Consider the following 17,234-nt stretch of genomic DNA (forward strand, 5'->3'; position numbering starts at 1 on the left):
GTAAAGTTAATTACTTCTGCTAACTAAAAAGGCGCATAATGCGCCTTTTTTCTCATTAGAACTTAATCAAGTTCAAACAACCTCGCCATTGTTTTGATATGGTTCAGTGGCACTTTATGTGTATTTCTTTGAGCACACAAAGCTTGATGCTGACTATCTTTAGGATCACCGATAACTACAACACGAACTTGATATCCTAGGGCTTTAGCAGCAGCCTCGTAAGCCATATATTCCCATTTTGCCACATTGGTATTATCACATATAACTAATGGTTCATTGCTTGCCAACGCATTGATAAATGCCGTTAAATTAGCCTGATGATATTGGCTTAAAAACTTAGGATTAAATAGATACTGACCTTCTTGCTCAAAGTATTTATCCGTTGAAAAATATCCATATTGTTTAACATGTAATGCGGTATCAATACCCTGCTTTGTTAAAAATTCATTCACCCAGTATGACTTACCACTACCAGGTAAACCTCGCATGATAATGGCTAACTTTATATTGGTTTGATTCATTAATTCTTATTTCGAAAGTGACATACGTATAAATACTTAAGCCGATAAAGCATTGGCTAATTGTTCATTGAATGATGGGTTACCCACAACCTCACCTGCTAAAATAGTTTCTACTAATTGCGGCACAATATCACCTGCTTTTCCAGTCAAATGATATTGAAACTGACTGTGTCGATCTGGCTTCGCCAGATTAACCTCAACGGTTTGTGCGCCATGATGATTAGCACTATCGACAAAACCTGCTGCAGGATACACAGTACCAGAAGTCCCTATTGCAATGAATAAATCACAGTTGTCCAGTGCATCATGGATTCTGTCCATGCCAAAAGGCATTTCACCAAACCATACGATGTGAGGACGTAAACGTTTAGCTGGAATACAACAGGTGCAGCAATTATCTTCACTAAATGGTTCGCGTAACACGAACGTTTGCTGCGATTGAGGGCAACGGCCTTTGTTTAATTCTCCATGCATATGTAATAAACGTTTAGAGCCAGCACGCTCATGCAAATCATCCACATTTTGTGTAATAACAAGTAGCTTGCCAGAAAACTCCGCTTCAAGTTTTGCTAAAGCAACATGGGCTGGATTGACCGTAATTTCATCACTGTTAAGGTTATCCCAACGGCTATTATAAAAGCGTTCCACTAAATCAATATCTCGAGCATAGCCTTCCGGTGTGGCGACATCTTCAATATGATGTTGTTCCCACAACCCATCTTGATCTCGGAAGGTTTTTATCCCCGACTCAGCTGAAATACCTGCGCCAGTTAAGACTACAATCTGCCGATACATATTGATTTCCTTATTGTTATAATATGAAGCAACTCAATCACTAGCTTAGCAAAAGATCACTGTAAATTTTATATTGCTAATCATGAGTAAAATACTAACCCTATAGTGATATAAATGCTGCAAACTCACAATAATCCCTTAGTATAAGTAAGACTATTGTGTATTTTTTAACTAAAATGAGCAGCTTATTGAGTAGATCACAGAAAAATCTAGTTATATTGTCGATTAACCTTCAACAAAGGTTCCAGTTTCTGATTTCAACACATATAATAAACTTAACTATCCACGGATGAACCTTTAGGTTCTGCAATCAAGAGATTAGCAATGACAGATGGAAATCAAGCACTCAAAAAAGCAGGTTTAAAAATTACTCTGCCACGAGTTAAAATCCTAGAATTAATGCAAGCCCCTGAAAATCAACATATCAGTGCTGAAGATTTATACAAAAAATTGCTCGATGTTGGTGAAGAAATTGGCTTAGCAACTGTCTACCGTGTATTAAACCAATTTGACGATGCAGGTATTTTAAACCGTCATCATTTTGAAAGCGGCAAGGCAGTTTTTGAAATGTCGACTCAAAAGCATCATGATCACCTTGTTTGCTTAACATGTGACAAAGTTATTGAGTTCTCTGATGAAGTTATTGAGCGTCGTCAGGACGAAATCGCTATGCGCCACAATATCAAATTGACGCACCATAGTTTATATCTATATGGTCACTGCACAAATGATACCTGTGATCACGCAGACGAATAGCATTTATTGTTTTAGTTAATTGACTTTAACAAATAAAAAGCCAGCATTAAGCTGGCTTTTTTTATCGCTAAAATGACTAGACTAAAATCGACCATTCACTCCAATACTATAAGAGAAACCATCAATATCAGAATCCAGCTCTTTTGCTGCGGTAAACACCGCTGCCATTGTGTCAGTTATAGGTAAATAATAATCGGTGCTTAATAACCAGCTGTCATACTCACTTTCATCAAAATCATAAAAATATGAAGCACCTACAGACCAAGAATTAGTGACATACCAATCCGCTTCCACTAAAGCGGTAGAATTACTATCGCTATAGGAACCACCACTATCACTAATGTCAGGGTCGTTAAACACTGAATCTACAGTGTAATCACTGTAAGTATATCGACCACTTAAATACAAACCTTCAGTCCAATCAAATTGAACGTAAGTATCAGCACCTAAAGTAATACTATCTTGCTCAGTATCAGACTTTCTAAAAGATGATGATTCACTGATATCATAGCCCCCTGAACTACGAATATACTCAATATAAAAAGAACTAGATGGATTGAAATAGTGCCCAAGCGTTACACCATAATTATCATTTTCGAAACTAGAGTCAGCTTCAAAATTAGAATATTGTGCTTTGATAAACCATTTTGAATCAAACACATATTCACCAGAAATATTGTATTGGTCAAAATCATTCCCAATTCCTGAGTAAAACCCGCCTATATTTGACACCTGACCAAGATAGCCTGATAGCAAATAAGGGATTTTATTGTCATTTATCGACGAGAAATAATAGCGGTAATCGAGTTTAAAGGTTCCGTCTGAACTTGATTCTGTTTGATCAAAATATGTCACAGTGCCGTCATGTTGGTAATCATCATCTGCCATCACTAGTGTAGATAAAGAAGAAAATGCGGTGAGAATGGCTAAATATAAACCTTTTTGAATCATATTTGTTCCTTGTTTAAATAACAAGAAAGAGCCATAGAAGATAATATCCATATCTTTATTCCTACATCGCAATGTTGCGATCGACTCTTTCCTTAGAGTTTTTTGGGGATACTTCTAAGGCAAAGATAGAAATAACAATATCTACCTTTACTTAGAAGAATCTAAACTAGCGAAGTATAAATTAAATTGCAATCAGATAGGTTAATAATTTATAACATTCTTTGATATACCTGTACCTTATGACCTTTGTACATGTTTTGTTCATACAACGACATGCCATTGTTTACTGCAACTTTTTCAGAGCCTACATTTCCATGTAAGATGAGCGCAATAACTTCATCAATATCAAACATTGGCTTAAGTGTATCCATTACCGCTTTTGCTGCTTCTGTACCTATTCCCTGCCCCCAATATTCTGGAAGAAAGCGATAACCCAGTTCCACTTTATCGTATTCGGGAATGTATTTAGGCCCACAAAAACCAATCACTTTTTTATCTTCTTTATGGTACACCGCCCAGCGTCCAAAACCTTTATCGTTATAGTCTGCTTGTATCACTTCTTTGAAAACTTGTTCAGCCTCTAATAGGCTTTTTAAGGGCGATTGTGGGATGTAAGTCAGCACATCAGGGTTACTATTCATTAATAAAATAGCTTCTATATCGTGCTGATTAAATGGACGAATGAGTAGACGATCTGTTTCTGCAATCACAGCGGGGATCACGGGCGTTATATGAGACACGATTATCCTTAACCTTTATTATTCTGAATTGTTGTGGGCTAACTACATGTTTAACTTTAGTAAAATAACCTTATCAAGATTTGACGATTTATCAATAACCACATGATAAAATGAATAATATTTCACCATCAACCGTTTGTTGCCCAACAAAAAAGGCGCCGAAGCGCCTTTTATATCACTTGCTAGTATTTACCAGCCAGTTTTAGTACGTAACGCTTTACCGATATCAGCTAAAGAGCGAACTGTGCTTACGCCAGCAGCTTCTAGTGCAGCAAATTTATCTTCTGCAGTACCTTTACCACCAGCGATAATTGCGCCAGCATGACCCATACGCTTACCTTCTGGTGCAGTCACACCAGCAATGTAAGAAACAACAGGTTTAGTAACGTTAGCTTTGATGTATTCAGCCGCTTCTTCTTCAGCAGTACCACCAATTTCACCAATCATTACGATTGCTTCAGTTTGTGGATCGTTTTGGAACATTTCCAATACGTCGATGAAGTTAGTACCAGGAATTGGGTCACCACCAATACCAACACAAGTTGATTGGCCGAAACCTTCGTCAGTAGTTTGCTTAACCGCTTCGTACGTTAATGTACCAGAACGTGAAACAATCCCGACTTTACCAGGCTTGTGGATGTGACCAGGCATGATACCAATCTTACATTCACCAGGAGTGATAACACCTGGACAGTTAGGACCGATCATGCGAACGCCAGTTTCTTCAAGCTTAACTTTAACTTGAAGCATATCTAACGTAGGGATACCTTCTGTGATACAAACGATTAGCTCGATGCCACCGTCAATTGCTTCAAAGATAGCATCTTTACAGAAAGGAGCTGGTACATAGATTACAGTAGCAGTCGCGCCTGTTTCAGCTACAGCATCTTTAACAGTGTTAAAGACTGGCAGACCTAAATGAACTTGACCGCCTTTACCAGGAGATACACCACCAACCATTTTAGTACCGTAAGCAATTGCTTGCTCAGAATGGAAAGTACCTTGACCGCCAGTGAAACCTTGACAGATAACTTTAGTATCTTTGTTAATTAATACAGACATTATTTGCCCTCCGCAGCTTTAACAACTTGCTCAGCTGCGTCAGTTAAACTGGTAGCTGCAATGATATCAAGATCTGAGTTAGCTAAAACTTCACGACCTAATTCAGCGTTAGTACCTTCAAGACGAACAACAACTGGTACTTCAACACCCACTTCTTTAACAGCGCCGATAATACCTTCTGCGATCATGTCACAACGAACGATACCACCAAAGATGTTCACTAGAACGGCTTTAACATTTGAATCAGAAAGAATGATTTTAAATGCTTCAGCAACACGTCCTTTGGTTGCCCCACCGCCCACGCCTAAGAAGTTAGCTGGCTTGCCGCCATGTAAGTTTACGATGTCCATAGTACCCATTGCTAGGCCTGCACCGTTAACCATACAACCAACATTACCATCTAGTGCAACGTAGTTAAGTTCAAACTTAGCTGCGTGTGCTTCACGAGCATCATCTTGTGATGGATCGTGCATTTCACGGATTTTAGGTTGACGGAACAATGCATTACCATCGATACCAATTTTGCCATCAAGACAGTGAATGTTGCCTTCGTCAGTGATAACAAGTGGGTTGATTTCAAGTAAAGCGAAATCATGGTCTTCGAACATTTTAGCTAAGCCCATGAACACTTTAGTGAACTGCTTCATTTGAGTTGGGTTTAAACCTAACTTGAAGCCAAGATCACGTGCTTGGTAAGGTTGTGGGCCCGCTAGTGGATCGATGATTGCTTTGTGAATTAACTCAGGCGTTTCTTCAGCAACAGTTTCAATCTCAACACCACCTTCAGTTGATGCCATGAAAACAACACGACGTGTTGCACGGTCAACTACAGCACCAAGGTATAATTCGTTTGCGATATCAGTACAGCTTTCTACTAAGATTTTAGCAACCGGCTGACCTTTTTCGTCAGTTTGGTAAGTGACTAAGTTCTTACCTAACCAGTTTTCAGCAAATGCTCTGATTTCTTCTTTATCGCCGGTAACTTTAACGCCACCTGCTTTACCACGGCCGCCAGCGTGTACTTGACACTTAACAACCCACATATCACCGCCAATGTGACCAGCAGCTTCTACCGCTTCTTGGGCTGTATCGCAAGCGAAGCCTTCAGAAACTGGTAAACCATATTCGGCAAATAAGGATTTTGCCTGATACTCATGCAAATTCATGATGATCTATCCATATACTTCTTAAAAAATCCTACTAGCCCTTATGAGCCAGCTACGAGGGTATTGTCTAGTTGACTCTTAAAGGTCAAGCAATAGACGAGTTGGGTCTTCAAGGAAGTCTTTAATAGCAACCAAGAATCCAACTGACTCACGTCCATCAACAATACGATGGTCGTAAGATAGTGCTAGGTACATCATAGGTTGAATAACAACCTCACCGTTCACTGCCATTGGGCGATCTTTAATAGCATGCATGCCTAAGATTGCACTTTGTGGAAGGTTTAGAATAGGTGTTGACATTAGTGAACCGAAAACACCGCCATTAGTCACTGTAAAGTTACCGCCAGTCATATCATCAACAGATAATTTACCGTCACGGCCTTTAAGCGCTAATTCGCGAACATTCTTTTCGATTTCAGCAAGGCTCATAGTGTCAGTGTCACGTAATACTGGTGTAACCAAACCACGTGGAGTTGATACTGCAATGCTCACATCAAAGTAGTTGTGGTAAACAATTTCGTCACCATCGATAGAAGCATTGACTTCTGGGAAACGTTTCAGCGCTTCAGTTACAGCCTTCACATAGAAAGACATAAAACCTAAACGGATTCCGTGGCGCTTTTCAAAGATTTCTTGATATTGCTTACGAATGTCCATAATTGGCTGCATGTTAACTTCGTTAAACGTTGTTAGCATTGCCGTTGAATTTTTCGCTTCAAGCAGACGGTTAGCAATTGTTTTACGTAAACGTGTCATAGGTACACGTTTTTGACTGCGACCTTCAAGCGGCGCAACAGGTGCTGATGCAGCTGCAGGTTTCGCTGCTGGAGCAGACTTAACAAATGCTTCAACGTCTTCTTTAGTAATACGTCCGCCAACACCAGAACCTTTCAATTGGCTAGCATCAACATTGTGCTCAGCAATTAGACGGCGCACTGACGGGCTTAGTACATCGTTTGATTCATCAGATTCAACAGCAGGAGATGCTGCTTCCGCTTCAGCTTTAGTCACTTCTTGACCAGAAACTGCACCAGCAACAAAGTTAGCAATAACTTGTTCGCCAAGGACAGTATCGCCCTCTTGGAATAATAATTCGCTAATAGAACCATCTTCTGGCGCAACAACTTCAAGTACGACTTTATCAGTTTCAATATCAACTAGATTTTGGTCACGAGAAACCTGTTCTCCAGGCTGCACATGCCATGTCGCGATAGTTGCATCAGCAACTGATTCTGGCAAAACGGGTACCTTAATTTCGATACTCATGGAAAGCTTTCCTTTTTATAAATTTTATTACGACAGTTTTAATGCGCTATTGATTAATTCTTCTTGCTGGCGAGCATGAAGCGCTGGATAACCACAAGCTGGTGCAGCAGATGCTTCACGGCCCGCATAAGTTAATTGAGCTCCAGCTGGAATCGCTGCCCAGAAATGATGTTGGCTACAATACCAAGCACCTTGGTTCTGAGGTTCTTCCTGACACCATACAAAATCTTTAACATGCTGATAATCAGCAAGTGCTGCTTGCATTTCTTCTTGTGGGAACGGGTACAGTTGTTCCACACGTAAAATAGCAATATTGGTAATTTCTTGCTTACGACGCTTGTCGAGTAACTCGAAATACACTTTACCGCTACAGAAGACAACGCGTTCTACTTTGCTTGCATCTAATGCATCAAGTTCACCAATGACACTTTGGAAACTTCCGTTAGCTAATTCATCTAAAGTTGAAACAGCTAATGGGTGACGCAATAATGATTTAGGCGACATAACAACAAGTGGACGACGCATAGGACGTACAACTTGACGACGCAACATGTGATAAACCTGTGCAGGCGTAGAAGGAACACACACTTGCATATTATGGTTTGCACAAAGTTGTAAGAAACGTTCTAGACGTGCCGATGAATGCTCAGGACCTTGCCCTTCATAACCATGAGGTAGCAACATAGTTAGACCACATAAACGGCCCCACTTTTGCTCACCAGATGATAAGAACTGATCGATGACCACTTGGGCACAGTTAACAAAGTCACCAAACTGGGCTTCCCAAATAGTCAGACCACCTGGCTCAGCTGTTGCGTAACCGTATTCAAATGCCAGTACTGATGCTTCTGATAATACTGAGTCAGTAATATCAATTTCACCTTGCTCATCAGCCACATTACGTAATGGCAAATAAGTGGTACCGTCATTTTGATTATGAAGGACCGCATGACGATGGAAGAAAGTACCACGGCCAGAATCTTGACCTGTAATACGAACACGTTTTTTATCTTCCAAGATTGACGCATAAGCCAAGGTTTCAGCAAAACCCCAATCAACTGGTTTTTCACCATCGGCCATAGATACGCGGTCTTTGTAAATCTTAGCGACACGAGACTGTAATTTGTGGCTTTCAGGGATATCAACGATCTTTTGCGCTAAATTATTTAAACGCTCAAGTTCCATTGACGCTTGGTAGCTTTCGTCCCACTCACGGTTAAGGTATGGCGTCCAGTCAACAGTATGTAACGTCATTGGTCGCCATTCTTTAACAACACAATCACCGGCATCTAATGAGTCACGGTAAGTATTAACTAAACCAGTAACATCATCAGCAGAGATGCTGCTTTCTTCGATTAATCGATCGGCATATATCTTACGTGGCGTAGGATGTTTTTTGATTTTTGCATACATCAACGGCTGCGTTGCACTTGGTTCATCAGCTTCGTTGTGACCATGTCGACGGTAACAAACTAAATCAATGACGACGTCACGTTTAAATTCATTACGGTAATCCACTGCTAACTGAGAAATAAAGGCAACAGCCTCTGGATCGTCAGCATTAACGTGGAAAATGGGTGCCTGCACCATTTTAGCGATGTCAGTACAGTACTCTGTAGAACGCACATCTTCATGGTTAGAAGTGGTAAAGCCAACTTGGTTGTTAATAACAATACGAATCGAACCGCCAACCTTAAAGCCACGAGCTTGAGACATGTTGAATGTCTCTTGAACAATACCTTGGCCTGTTATTGCTGAATCACCATGGATAGTAATTGGCATAACTTGTAAGCCATCTTTACAACCACGTCTGTCTTGACGAGCACGAACAGAGCCAATAACAACAGGATTAACAATCTCAAGGTGAGATGGGTTAAACGCTAAGGCTAAATGAACATTACCACCTGGTGTTTCAAAATCTGATGAGAAACCTTGGTGATACTTAACGTCACCAGAGCCTTGAACTTCATCGTGTTTACCAGCGAATTCATCAAATAGTTCTGCAGGACGTTTACCCAGTACATTAACAAGTACGTTTAAACGACCACGGTGAGCCATACCAACTACGATTTCTTTCGTTCCAGCTTCACCTGCGCGGTATAAAATTTCGCGCATCATTGGTACTAATGCATCGCCACCTTCAAGAGAAAAACGTTTTGCGCCTGGAAATTTTGCGCCAAGGTATTTTTCCATACCTTCAGCAGCATTTAGGCCTTCTAAGATACGTTTTTTGGTGCTGATGTCGTAATTAGCTTTACCTAAAGATGGTTCAAGACGTTGTTGAATCCAACGCTTTTCATCCGTATCAGTAATATGCATGTACTCAGCACCAATTGAGCCACAGTAAGTGCTCTTAAGTGCTTTAACGATGTCGGCTAATTTCAATGTGTCGCTACCGTATGCAAACGAACCTGTATTGAATTCACGTTGCATATCTTCAGCATCTAGACCATGAAACGCTGGGTCTAATTCAGATACTGACTCACGCTGCCATAACCCTAATGGATCGAGATTGGCATTTTGGTGACCACGAAAACGGTGAGCATTGATTAACTGGAGAACTTTAACTTGTTTAGCATCTAATTCAGGATCGGTTACACGGCTGGCGCCTTTGGCTCGACCTTCTAATGCTAAACTGCGGAAATAATCACGTACTTTAGAGTGTGCAGTTTCAGGTATATCTTGAGAAGTACCATTTACCGCAGGGAGATTATCAAAAACAACTTGCCAGTCTTCAGAAACTGAACTTGGATCTTCTTGATAGGCTTCATACATCTCTTCTACGTAGGTCGAATTAGAGCCACTTAAATGTGACGATTCGAGCCAAGCTTTCATGATGCCTTGGTGCATTACTTTTCCTTACAAAACTTGATACACGTGCTTCGACATAATCATAATTACGATACCTATTGCACCGCAATCGAATCGTATCTAACTATATAATTTTAATCAGTTAAATACAAAGGACTTCCTAATACACACAATAGAGTCATCTCCAAAGATGAAGATGACTCTCAATGAGAGCTAATTAAACTGTAAACCTAGCTCTAAACTGTGCATTTATACTGCTCGCTTCAATAGCATTGACTTAATATGGCCAATTGCTTTAGTTGGGTTTAATCCTTTAGGACAAACATCAACACAGTTCATGATGCCATGACAACGGAACACACTGTAAGCATCATCTAAACCAGCTAGACGTTCTTCAGTTGCCGTATCACGACTATCAATCAAGAAGCGGTAAGCATGCAATAAACCACTTGGACCGATAAATTTATCCGGATTCCACCAGAACGATGGACAAGCAGTAGAACAACAAGCACACATGATACATTCGTACAAACCATCTAAATGAGCGCGCTCTTCAGGTGATTGTAAATGTTCACGAGCCGGGGTTTTCTCATCATTGATAAGAAACGGCTTAATTTTTTCGTACTGAGTGTAGAACTGAGTCAGGTCAACAATTAAATCACGCACTACAGGCATGCCTGGTAAAGGACGGATTTCAATTTTCTTACCCTTAAAAGTAGAAACAGGCGTAATACACGCTAGACCATTTTTACCATTCATGTTCACGCCATCACTACCACAAACGCCTTCACGGCATGAGCGTCTAAATGATAACTCAGGGTCTGACTCTTTCAGCTTCATCAGTGCATCCAGTACCATCATATCGGTACCTTCTTCCACTTCTAAGCTGTAATCTTTCATATAAGGCTTAGTATCTACATCAGGATTGTAGCGATAAACTGCAAATTCCAATTTCATCGTGGCTTCTCCTAGTAAGTACGCTTGATAGGCGGGAATGCATCACGAAGCTTAGGCTCCATGTTGACTTCACGCTTAGTCATTTGTTCAGTGACAGGATCAAAGACACTGTGACATAACCAATTATCGTCATCACGGTCTAAGAAATCTTCACGAGAATGCGCACCACGGCTTTCTGTACGGAAGTTAGCAGCATAAGCAGTTGCAATAGCTGTAGCCATTAAGTTATCTAACTCTAAACACTCAATACGTTGAGTATTAAATTCTGAAGAATTATCAGATAACTTGGCGTTAGCTAAACGTTCACGGATCTTCTTAAGCTCTTTAAGGCCTTCAGCCATTGCATCGCCACTTCTAAATACAGAGAAGTTAAGCTGCATACATAACTGTAAGTCTTTACGGATTACTGCAGGATCTTCACCTTCTTTATTGCTTTCCCAGCGATTAAGACGATCAAGTGAAGCAGCAATTTGCTCTTCTGAAGGTGCTTTAGGATCAGCAGTCTCATCTAACGCTTTACCTAAATGCTGACCTGCAGCACGACCAAATACCACTAAATCAAGCAGTGAGTTACCACCTAAGCGGTTTGCACCATGTACTGATACACAAGCAATCTCACCAACTGCAAATAAGCCTACGATATCTTGCTCTGAACCATCTTCGTTTTGGCGAACAACTTGGCCACTAACTTTAGCGGGTAGACCACCCATCATGTAGTGACATGTTGGCAATACAGGGATTGGGCCATCTGCTGGATCAATATGCGCAAACGTACGAGAAAGTTCACAAACACCAGGAAGACGCGCTTCTAATGTTTCTTTACCTAAGTGATCAAGTTTAAGTAAACAGTGCGGGCCTAATGGACCATCTAATCCACGACCTTCACGGATCTCAGTCATCATTGAACGAGCAACGACGTCACGAGAAGCCAAATCTTTTGCGTTAGGAGCGTAACGCTCCATGAAGCGTTCGCCATCTTTATTTAAAAGATAACCACCTTCACCACGACAACCTTCAGTTACAAGCACACCTGCGCCAGCAATACCCGTTGGGTGGAATTGCCACATTTCCATGTCTTGCATCTGAACACCAGCACGCATTGCCATACCAACACCGTCACCAGTGTTAATGTGAGCATTGGTAGTAGAAGCGTAAATACGCCCTGCACCACCTGTTGCTAAAATTGTTGCCTTCGACTTAAAGTAAACAATTTCGCCAGTTTCGATTTCAATTGCAGTACAACCCACAATTGCGCCGTCATCGTTTTTAACTAAATCTAATGCATACCATTCAGAAAACACTTCAGTTTTGTGTTTAACGTTTTGTTGGTATAAGCAATGAAGCAAAGCATGACCTGTACGGTCAGCTGCTGCTGCAGTACGTGCCGCTTGTTCGCCACCAAAGTTCTTTGATTGGCCACCAAATGGACGCTGGTAAATAGTGCCGTTTTCGAAACGTGAGAATGGAAGACCCATTTGCTCAAGTTCGATAACCGCCTCTGGACCTGTCTTACACATAAACTCAATCGCTTCTTGGTCGCCGATAAAATCAGAACCTTTCACGGTATCGTACATGTGCTGTTCCCAGTGATCTTCATGGGCGTTACCTAACGCAACAGTGATACCACCTTGCGCAGAAACCGTATGAGAACGCGTTGGGAATACTTTAGATAAAAGCGCACAGCTCTTACCTTCTTTAGAAATTTGTAAAGCCGCTCGCATGCCAGCGCCACCAGCGCCGATCACTACTGCGTCAAATTCGCGAACTGGAATAGCCACTTAAACACCCCACACTATAATGATGCCTGCAGCTAGATAACAAAAAGCCGCTACGACAAATACGAACTGAAGTAATCCACGTACTGATACATTTTTAACGTAATCAGTTAGCACTTGCCAAATACCAATCCAAGAATGAATAAGCACAGCGACTAACGCTAGCAGAGTGAATACTTTCATCGGCAAAGTGCTAAATAACCCATGCCAGATTTCGTAAGTTAATGGGGCGCTACACGCAATAAAACCCACCATAAAAATGGTATAACAGGTTAAAATTACGGCACTAGCACGAATTAAAATAAAGTCATGAACACCACTGCGTCCAAGGCTTGCTGCATTAGTTACCATACCCAAATCCCCACAATGATTGAAAACGCCGCTGAAAGTACAAAGGCGATTTTTGCTGAAGCTAAGCCTGAGGCTAACTCTTCCCAACGACCGGTATCCATAATCAGATGACGTAAGCCAACGATTAAGTGGTAACCCAACGCAGTAAGAATTCCCCAGATAACAAACTTAACGAGCAAGTTATCAAAAAGAGATTGTAGGCCAGCGAAACTCTCAGGAGATGCTAAAGATTCATTTAGCATCCAAATAAGAATACCGACAGCAAACAGCATGATAACACCGGAAATACGGTGAAGAATTGACGCAATCGCTGTTGCAGGAAAGCGAATGGTCTGTAGGTCTATATGGACAGGTCTTTGCTTTTTCACGTTCTGCTCACTCAGCTCCATTGAGCATTATTTTTATTATTCATCTTGCTTTGCTTCTATTTGCAACACCAACATACATATGTAAACAAAATGTTGAAACACAACAGACTACTATCAAACACTTAACTATTTGAGAAACCACTAATTTAGCTAGGTAAAAAATGTTTTCAAAAATGTGATGTCTGTCGCCCTTTGTGGACGCAGGCAAGTATACTCAAGCCCATTGTCAAATACAAACGTCACACTATGCAAAATTTGTTTTTTTGCATTTTTTTTGCAAACAAACCACAGCTGGCAAGGCGTCTAGCAAGGTTTATACCATGGTCTAATAAATTTAAACGCTTATTTAAATTGAAATGTGATCACGATTCACTGTAAAGTAATGTCCGCTTAACATGCCGCACTCACAGAAAAGAATGAAGTAAGGAGAACGGGGTATGGCTGACAATATAGCCAAATTAGAGTTACCGGGGAATGATTCAATCGATTTACCAATTAAGCAGGGAACTGCTGGTTTTGATGTAATCGATATCAGTAAATTAGGAAAGACAGGTCATTTCACCTTCGATCCTGGTTTTCTAGCAACAGCCTCTTGCGAGTCTGCAATTACATACATTGATGGCGAAAAAGGTGTACTAACACACCGTGGCTATCCAATTTATGAGCTAGCGACTGAATCTAACTATTTAGACGTTTGTTACTTACTGCTTTACGGTGAATTACCAAGCAAAACTCAATACGAAGAGTTTGTTGCAATGGTAAAAAACCACACAATGGTTAATGAACAATTAGCTTCTTTCTTTAGAGGCTTCCGTCGTGATGCACATCCAATGGCAATGCTTTGTGGCGTTACTGGTGCATTATCTGCGTTCTACCAAGATTCTCTTGATGTAAATGATGAAAAACATCGTGAAATTGCGGCTTTCCGCCTAGTTTCTAAAATGCCAACGATTGCAGCAATGTGCTACAAGTATTCAATTGGCCAACCTTTCGTCTATCCACGCAACGATTTAAGTTACGCAGGTAACTTCTTATCGATGATGTTCGCTGTCCCATGTGAAGAATACAAAGTCAATCCAGTTGTTGAAAAAGCAATGGACAGAATCTTTGTTTTACATGCGGATCACGAGCAAAACGCCTCTACGTCTACAGTACGTTTAGCAGGTTCATCAGGTGCTAACCCATTTGCATGTATCGCGGCAGGTATCGCTTCATTATGGGGTCCAGCTCATGGTGGTGCTAACGAAGCTTGTTTAAACATGCTTGAAGAAATTGGCAGTGTAGACCGCATTCCTGAATTTATTGCACGAGCAAAAGACAAAGCGGATCCTTTCCGTCTTATGGGCTTTGGTCATCGTGTATATAAAAACTTCGACCCTCGTGCGAAAGTGATGCGTGAAACTTGTCATGAAGTTTTAGCTGAATTAAACGTTAAAGATCCACTACTTGACGTAGCAATGGAACTTGAGCGTATCGCACTTGAAGACGAGTATTTCGTTTCTAAGAAGCTTTATCCAAATGTTGATTTCTACTCAGGCATCATCATGAAAGCAATTGGTATCCCAACAAGTATGTTTACAGTGCTATTCGCACTATCTCGTACAGTTGGTTGGATTGCTCATTGGAAAGAAATGCTTGACCAACCAGGTCATAAGATCAGTCGTCCACGTCAGTTATACACTGGCTCAGAAGACCGTGATTTTGTTAGTTTAGATAAGCGTTAATTCGTATTAAATTAACTTCTAAAGCGCCTATAAGGCGCTTTTTTATTGCCTGAAATTCATGCAAACCTGAATGAGAAGATTTAACAAGTAAATATTGATTAGACTTGATGCCATCGTGTACTCTCGATAGCTCACAAACATTCAAATAAACACCTATCACTAACTGAAATAAGATCTATATTAGCGTGTGAATTAATTGCCCTTGCCTGCGTTAGCGATAAACAAGTTACCTTCTCATTAACTCATCATGAGTATTTGTGCATTGACTAAAGTTATCACTCTCTCCTGATTTTATTCCGTTTGAGCCACTAGCAATAACAATCCGATACGTAAAAATAAACTAAGATAACCATACAAAAACACATAAATATTCATTGAGGTATTGGCCGATTAAGAGAAAGTAGACATCGCAATGTTATAAAATAAAGTCAATTAGGCCATATAGTATGACTCTCACTCCATTCCCACACAATCAAACCATGCACTAAAACGGTGAAAAGTAATTTAATATGCTTGCAAAGGCACATTTTTATGCAAAAAAGTTATAAGTGTACAAAGTAAATTATAACGAGACACTATAACTCAGGAACAACGGCGAAGTATTTGTGCTTTTAAAGGTCAATAACAGCTATTTGTAAAAAAGAAGGATAAACCAGATTGTAAATTTCGCACCATAGTAAAACATGCTTGCTCAGCTATAGTGCGAAAATAATTTAGATGAATTTAATTCATTGTTGAATCATCAATAGTAAAACAGTAACTAAATGCATGCTCTAGAGCAAAATAATACAAAGCATAAGCTTGCATCAGCGAATAATGAAGAATTACATATAGGCACTTACAGCTGGCATAGCAGCGCGAACTAGTGTGTTTAACTTGTCTAACATCAGCATCAATAGATCTTTTACAAACTTATATGTAATATCAACTACCTTGACACTGGGTTTGCCGACGAAATTTAAAATATGTCCCAATAACCCTTTAGCATCAGCTGCATACTCAGTCGTCATTTTTGATATTTCAACAACCCCTCTCGCAAGAGCATCGTATAATGTTAATGTCCCCCCAACCGCTGCTTGCGCTAGAATACTTGATATCTTTCCACTTTCACGCAATAAAGTAAGTAAAGCGTCCCCAATTTTGTCTGACCAATGCGTATTAAAACTTGCTAAATGTCTCTTATCATATTGTAGGCGCACTATTGCTAGATTCTGAATTGAACCAAGTTGCATTTCTTTATAGCTCGAATACTTAGCTGCCGTATTGAGGTAACCAGGTGCATTCCCAGCCATTTTATGAGAAGAAGCATTGAAAGAAACACAGGAACTAAGGCGGTATTCATTACCCGTATGCACAAAGGGCCAAACAGGTACCATCGGAACGGGATCGCTTCTGTGCACAGCTCGATATATACCATTTAATTCTGTTTCTGTTTGCAAGGCAAAGGGACCAAAGCCTACTCTTGGTGCACCAAAAGTATACAAATTCACATTGACTTTGTATTGGGATCTTATCCAATTCGCTGCCAATGTAGCCAAAGCTCCACCTAAACTATGACCGACACAATGTACGGGACGATTGCCAGCTTTTGCCATTAAAGTTGCTAACTGAGGTTTTATAGACTCAAAAGTGCGATTAAAGCCAGCATGTACAGCTTTATAGTTTGGCCCAACAGTAACCCCACAATGCAGGTCGGTTAAAGTATCAGCAAGCCCAGCAGTACCTCTGAAAGCAATTACAACATCACCAGCAAACTGACCTCCTTTTTTACCTAACCCAAAAAAACCAAACCCACTGGAGTGATTTAAAACATGTTCTGCCACAGTGCCACTTATACCGACCAATTTTGAATTGCTACTACTAAAAGCAAAATTTCTATTAATTAACATGCTGGTATCTGTGACACCGTTTTTATTGCTTTTTAGACTTTTATAAGCAAATTCAGCCAGTTCCACAGCTAAAGTAGGAGATAAAGTGTTCATTACAATCCT

General features: G+C 40.4%; 15 protein-coding genes. 2 read left to right on the forward strand and 13 right to left on the reverse strand.

Annotation, left to right across the window (positions count from 1 at the left end; genetic code table 11):
• Nucleotides 1-62: 62 nt before the first annotated feature.
• On the reverse strand, nucleotides 63-521 hold the full coding sequence (locus SJ2017_RS12320) for an AAA family ATPase (RefSeq protein WP_055023349.1): 459 nt from the start codon (nucleotides 519-521) through the stop codon (nucleotides 63-65).
• Nucleotides 522-557: 36 nt separating this feature from the next.
• Nucleotides 558-1,316: a Sir2 family NAD+-dependent deacetylase gene (gene cobB, locus SJ2017_RS12325; RefSeq protein WP_055023350.1), complete on the reverse strand. Its 759-nt coding sequence runs from the start codon at nucleotides 1,314-1,316 to the stop codon at nucleotides 558-560.
• 324 nt (nucleotides 1,317-1,640) lie between these two features.
• Here cobB and fur point away from each other — a divergent pair, with 324 nt between their 5' ends.
• Nucleotides 1,641-2,072 carry a ferric iron uptake transcriptional regulator gene (fur, locus tag SJ2017_RS12330; RefSeq protein WP_055023351.1) on the forward strand — a complete coding sequence of 144 codons (432 nt, stop codon included), beginning with the start codon at nucleotides 1,641-1,643 and terminating at the stop codon, nucleotides 2,070-2,072.
• A gap of 81 nt (nucleotides 2,073-2,153) precedes the next feature.
• On the opposite strand, the gene SJ2017_RS12335 is transcribed toward fur, so the two are convergent.
• The 10 genes from SJ2017_RS12335 to sdhC form a co-directional block, all read right to left on the reverse strand.
• Complete coding sequence (locus SJ2017_RS12335; RefSeq protein WP_080915958.1) at nucleotides 2,154-3,074, reverse strand: hypothetical protein; 921 nt, start codon at nucleotides 3,072-3,074, stop codon at nucleotides 2,154-2,156.
• A gap of 158 nt (nucleotides 3,075-3,232) precedes the next feature.
• On the reverse strand, nucleotides 3,233-3,733 hold the full coding sequence (locus tag SJ2017_RS12340) for a GNAT family N-acetyltransferase (RefSeq protein WP_080915959.1): 501 nt from the start codon (nucleotides 3,731-3,733) through the stop codon (nucleotides 3,233-3,235).
• Between the two features lie 219 nt (nucleotides 3,734-3,952).
• The gene (sucD, locus tag SJ2017_RS12345; protein WP_055023354.1) at nucleotides 3,953-4,825 is read right to left on the reverse strand and encodes a succinate--CoA ligase subunit alpha; all 873 of its coding nucleotides are present in this window, start codon (nucleotides 4,823-4,825) and stop codon (nucleotides 3,953-3,955) included.
• Complete coding sequence (gene sucC, locus SJ2017_RS12350) at nucleotides 4,825-5,991, reverse strand: ADP-forming succinate--CoA ligase subunit beta (protein ID WP_080915960.1); 1,167 nt, start codon at nucleotides 5,989-5,991, stop codon at nucleotides 4,825-4,827. Before sucC ends, sucD begins: the two co-directional genes overlap by 1 nt.
• Nucleotides 5,992-6,069: 78 nt before the next feature.
• Entirely contained in the window at nucleotides 6,070-7,257 is a 1,188-nt protein-coding gene (gene odhB / locus SJ2017_RS12355; protein WP_080915961.1) for a 2-oxoglutarate dehydrogenase complex dihydrolipoyllysine-residue succinyltransferase, read from the reverse strand.
• 27 nt (nucleotides 7,258-7,284) lie between these two features.
• Nucleotides 7,285-10,107 (reverse strand): 2-oxoglutarate dehydrogenase E1 component, encoded by a 2,823-nt coding sequence (sucA, locus tag SJ2017_RS12360; RefSeq protein ID WP_055023357.1) that lies wholly within the window; start codon nucleotides 10,105-10,107, stop codon nucleotides 7,285-7,287.
• Nucleotides 10,108-10,317: 210 nt separating this feature from the next.
• On the reverse strand, nucleotides 10,318-11,025 hold the full coding sequence (locus SJ2017_RS12365) for a succinate dehydrogenase iron-sulfur subunit (RefSeq protein WP_055023358.1): 708 nt from the start codon (nucleotides 11,023-11,025) through the stop codon (nucleotides 10,318-10,320).
• Between the two features lie 11 nt (nucleotides 11,026-11,036).
• A complete protein-coding gene (sdhA, locus tag SJ2017_RS12370; RefSeq protein ID WP_055023359.1) occupies nucleotides 11,037-12,803 on the reverse strand; it encodes a succinate dehydrogenase flavoprotein subunit in 1,767 nt (588 codons plus the stop codon).
• Entirely contained in the window at nucleotides 12,804-13,151 is a 348-nt protein-coding gene (gene sdhD, locus SJ2017_RS12375; protein WP_055023360.1) for a succinate dehydrogenase, hydrophobic membrane anchor protein, read from the reverse strand.
• Nucleotides 13,145-13,540 carry a succinate dehydrogenase, cytochrome b556 subunit gene (sdhC, locus tag SJ2017_RS12380; RefSeq protein ID WP_065107843.1) on the reverse strand — a complete coding sequence of 132 codons (396 nt, stop codon included), beginning with the start codon at nucleotides 13,538-13,540 and terminating at the stop codon, nucleotides 13,145-13,147. Before sdhC ends, sdhD begins: the two co-directional genes overlap by 7 nt.
• Nucleotides 13,541-13,956: 416 nt before the next feature.
• On the opposite strand from sdhC, the gene SJ2017_RS12385 reads away from it, so the two are divergent.
• Entirely contained in the window at nucleotides 13,957-15,243 is a 1,287-nt protein-coding gene (locus SJ2017_RS12385) for a citrate synthase (protein ID WP_055023362.1), read from the forward strand.
• 824 nt (nucleotides 15,244-16,067) lie between these two features.
• On the opposite strand, the gene SJ2017_RS12390 is transcribed toward SJ2017_RS12385, so the two are convergent.
• Nucleotides 16,068-17,225, reverse strand: a complete 1,158-nt coding sequence (locus SJ2017_RS12390; RefSeq protein ID WP_080915962.1) for a lipase family protein — start codon at nucleotides 17,223-17,225, stop codon at nucleotides 16,068-16,070.
• Nucleotides 17,226-17,234 lie beyond the last annotated feature (9 nt).

The organism is Shewanella japonica (assembly GCF_002075795.1).
Taxonomy (GTDB): domain Bacteria; phylum Pseudomonadota; class Gammaproteobacteria; order Enterobacterales; family Shewanellaceae; genus Shewanella; species Shewanella japonica.

Bases quoted from the DNA above. Each gene is read 5' to 3' on its own strand.
- SJ2017_RS12390 (WP_080915962.1), bottom strand. From the start codon at position 17,225: ATGAACACTTTATCTCCTACTTTAGCTGTGGAACTGGCTGAATTTGCT.
- SJ2017_RS12335 (WP_080915958.1), bottom strand. From the start codon at position 3,074: ATGGATATTATCTTCTATGGCTCTTTCTTGTTATTTAAACAAGGAACA.
- sucC (WP_080915960.1), bottom strand. From the start codon at position 5,991: ATGAATTTGCATGAGTATCAGGCAAAATCCTTATTTGCCGAATATGGT.
- sucA (WP_055023357.1), bottom strand. From the start codon at position 10,107: ATGCACCAAGGCATCATGAAAGCTTGGCTCGAATCGTCACATTTAAGT.
- sdhC (WP_065107843.1), bottom strand. From the start codon at position 13,540: ATGGAGCTGAGTGAGCAGAACGTGAAAAAGCAAAGACCTGTCCATATA.
- odhB (WP_080915961.1), bottom strand. From the start codon at position 7,257: ATGAGTATCGAAATTAAGGTACCCGTTTTGCCAGAATCAGTTGCTGAT.
- SJ2017_RS12385 (WP_055023362.1), top strand. From the start codon at position 13,957: ATGGCTGACAATATAGCCAAATTAGAGTTACCGGGGAATGATTCAATC.
- sdhD (WP_055023360.1), bottom strand. From the start codon at position 13,151: ATGGTAACTAATGCAGCAAGCCTTGGACGCAGTGGTGTTCATGACTTT.
- SJ2017_RS12320 (WP_055023349.1), bottom strand. From the start codon at position 521: ATGAATCAAACCAATATAAAGTTAGCCATTATCATGCGAGGTTTACCT.
- cobB (WP_055023350.1), bottom strand. From the start codon at position 1,316: ATGTATCGGCAGATTGTAGTCTTAACTGGCGCAGGTATTTCAGCTGAG.
- SJ2017_RS12365 (WP_055023358.1), bottom strand. From the start codon at position 11,025: ATGAAATTGGAATTTGCAGTTTATCGCTACAATCCTGATGTAGATACT.
- fur (WP_055023351.1), top strand. From the start codon at position 1,641: ATGACAGATGGAAATCAAGCACTCAAAAAAGCAGGTTTAAAAATTACT.
- sucD (WP_055023354.1), bottom strand. From the start codon at position 4,825: ATGTCTGTATTAATTAACAAAGATACTAAAGTTATCTGTCAAGGTTTC.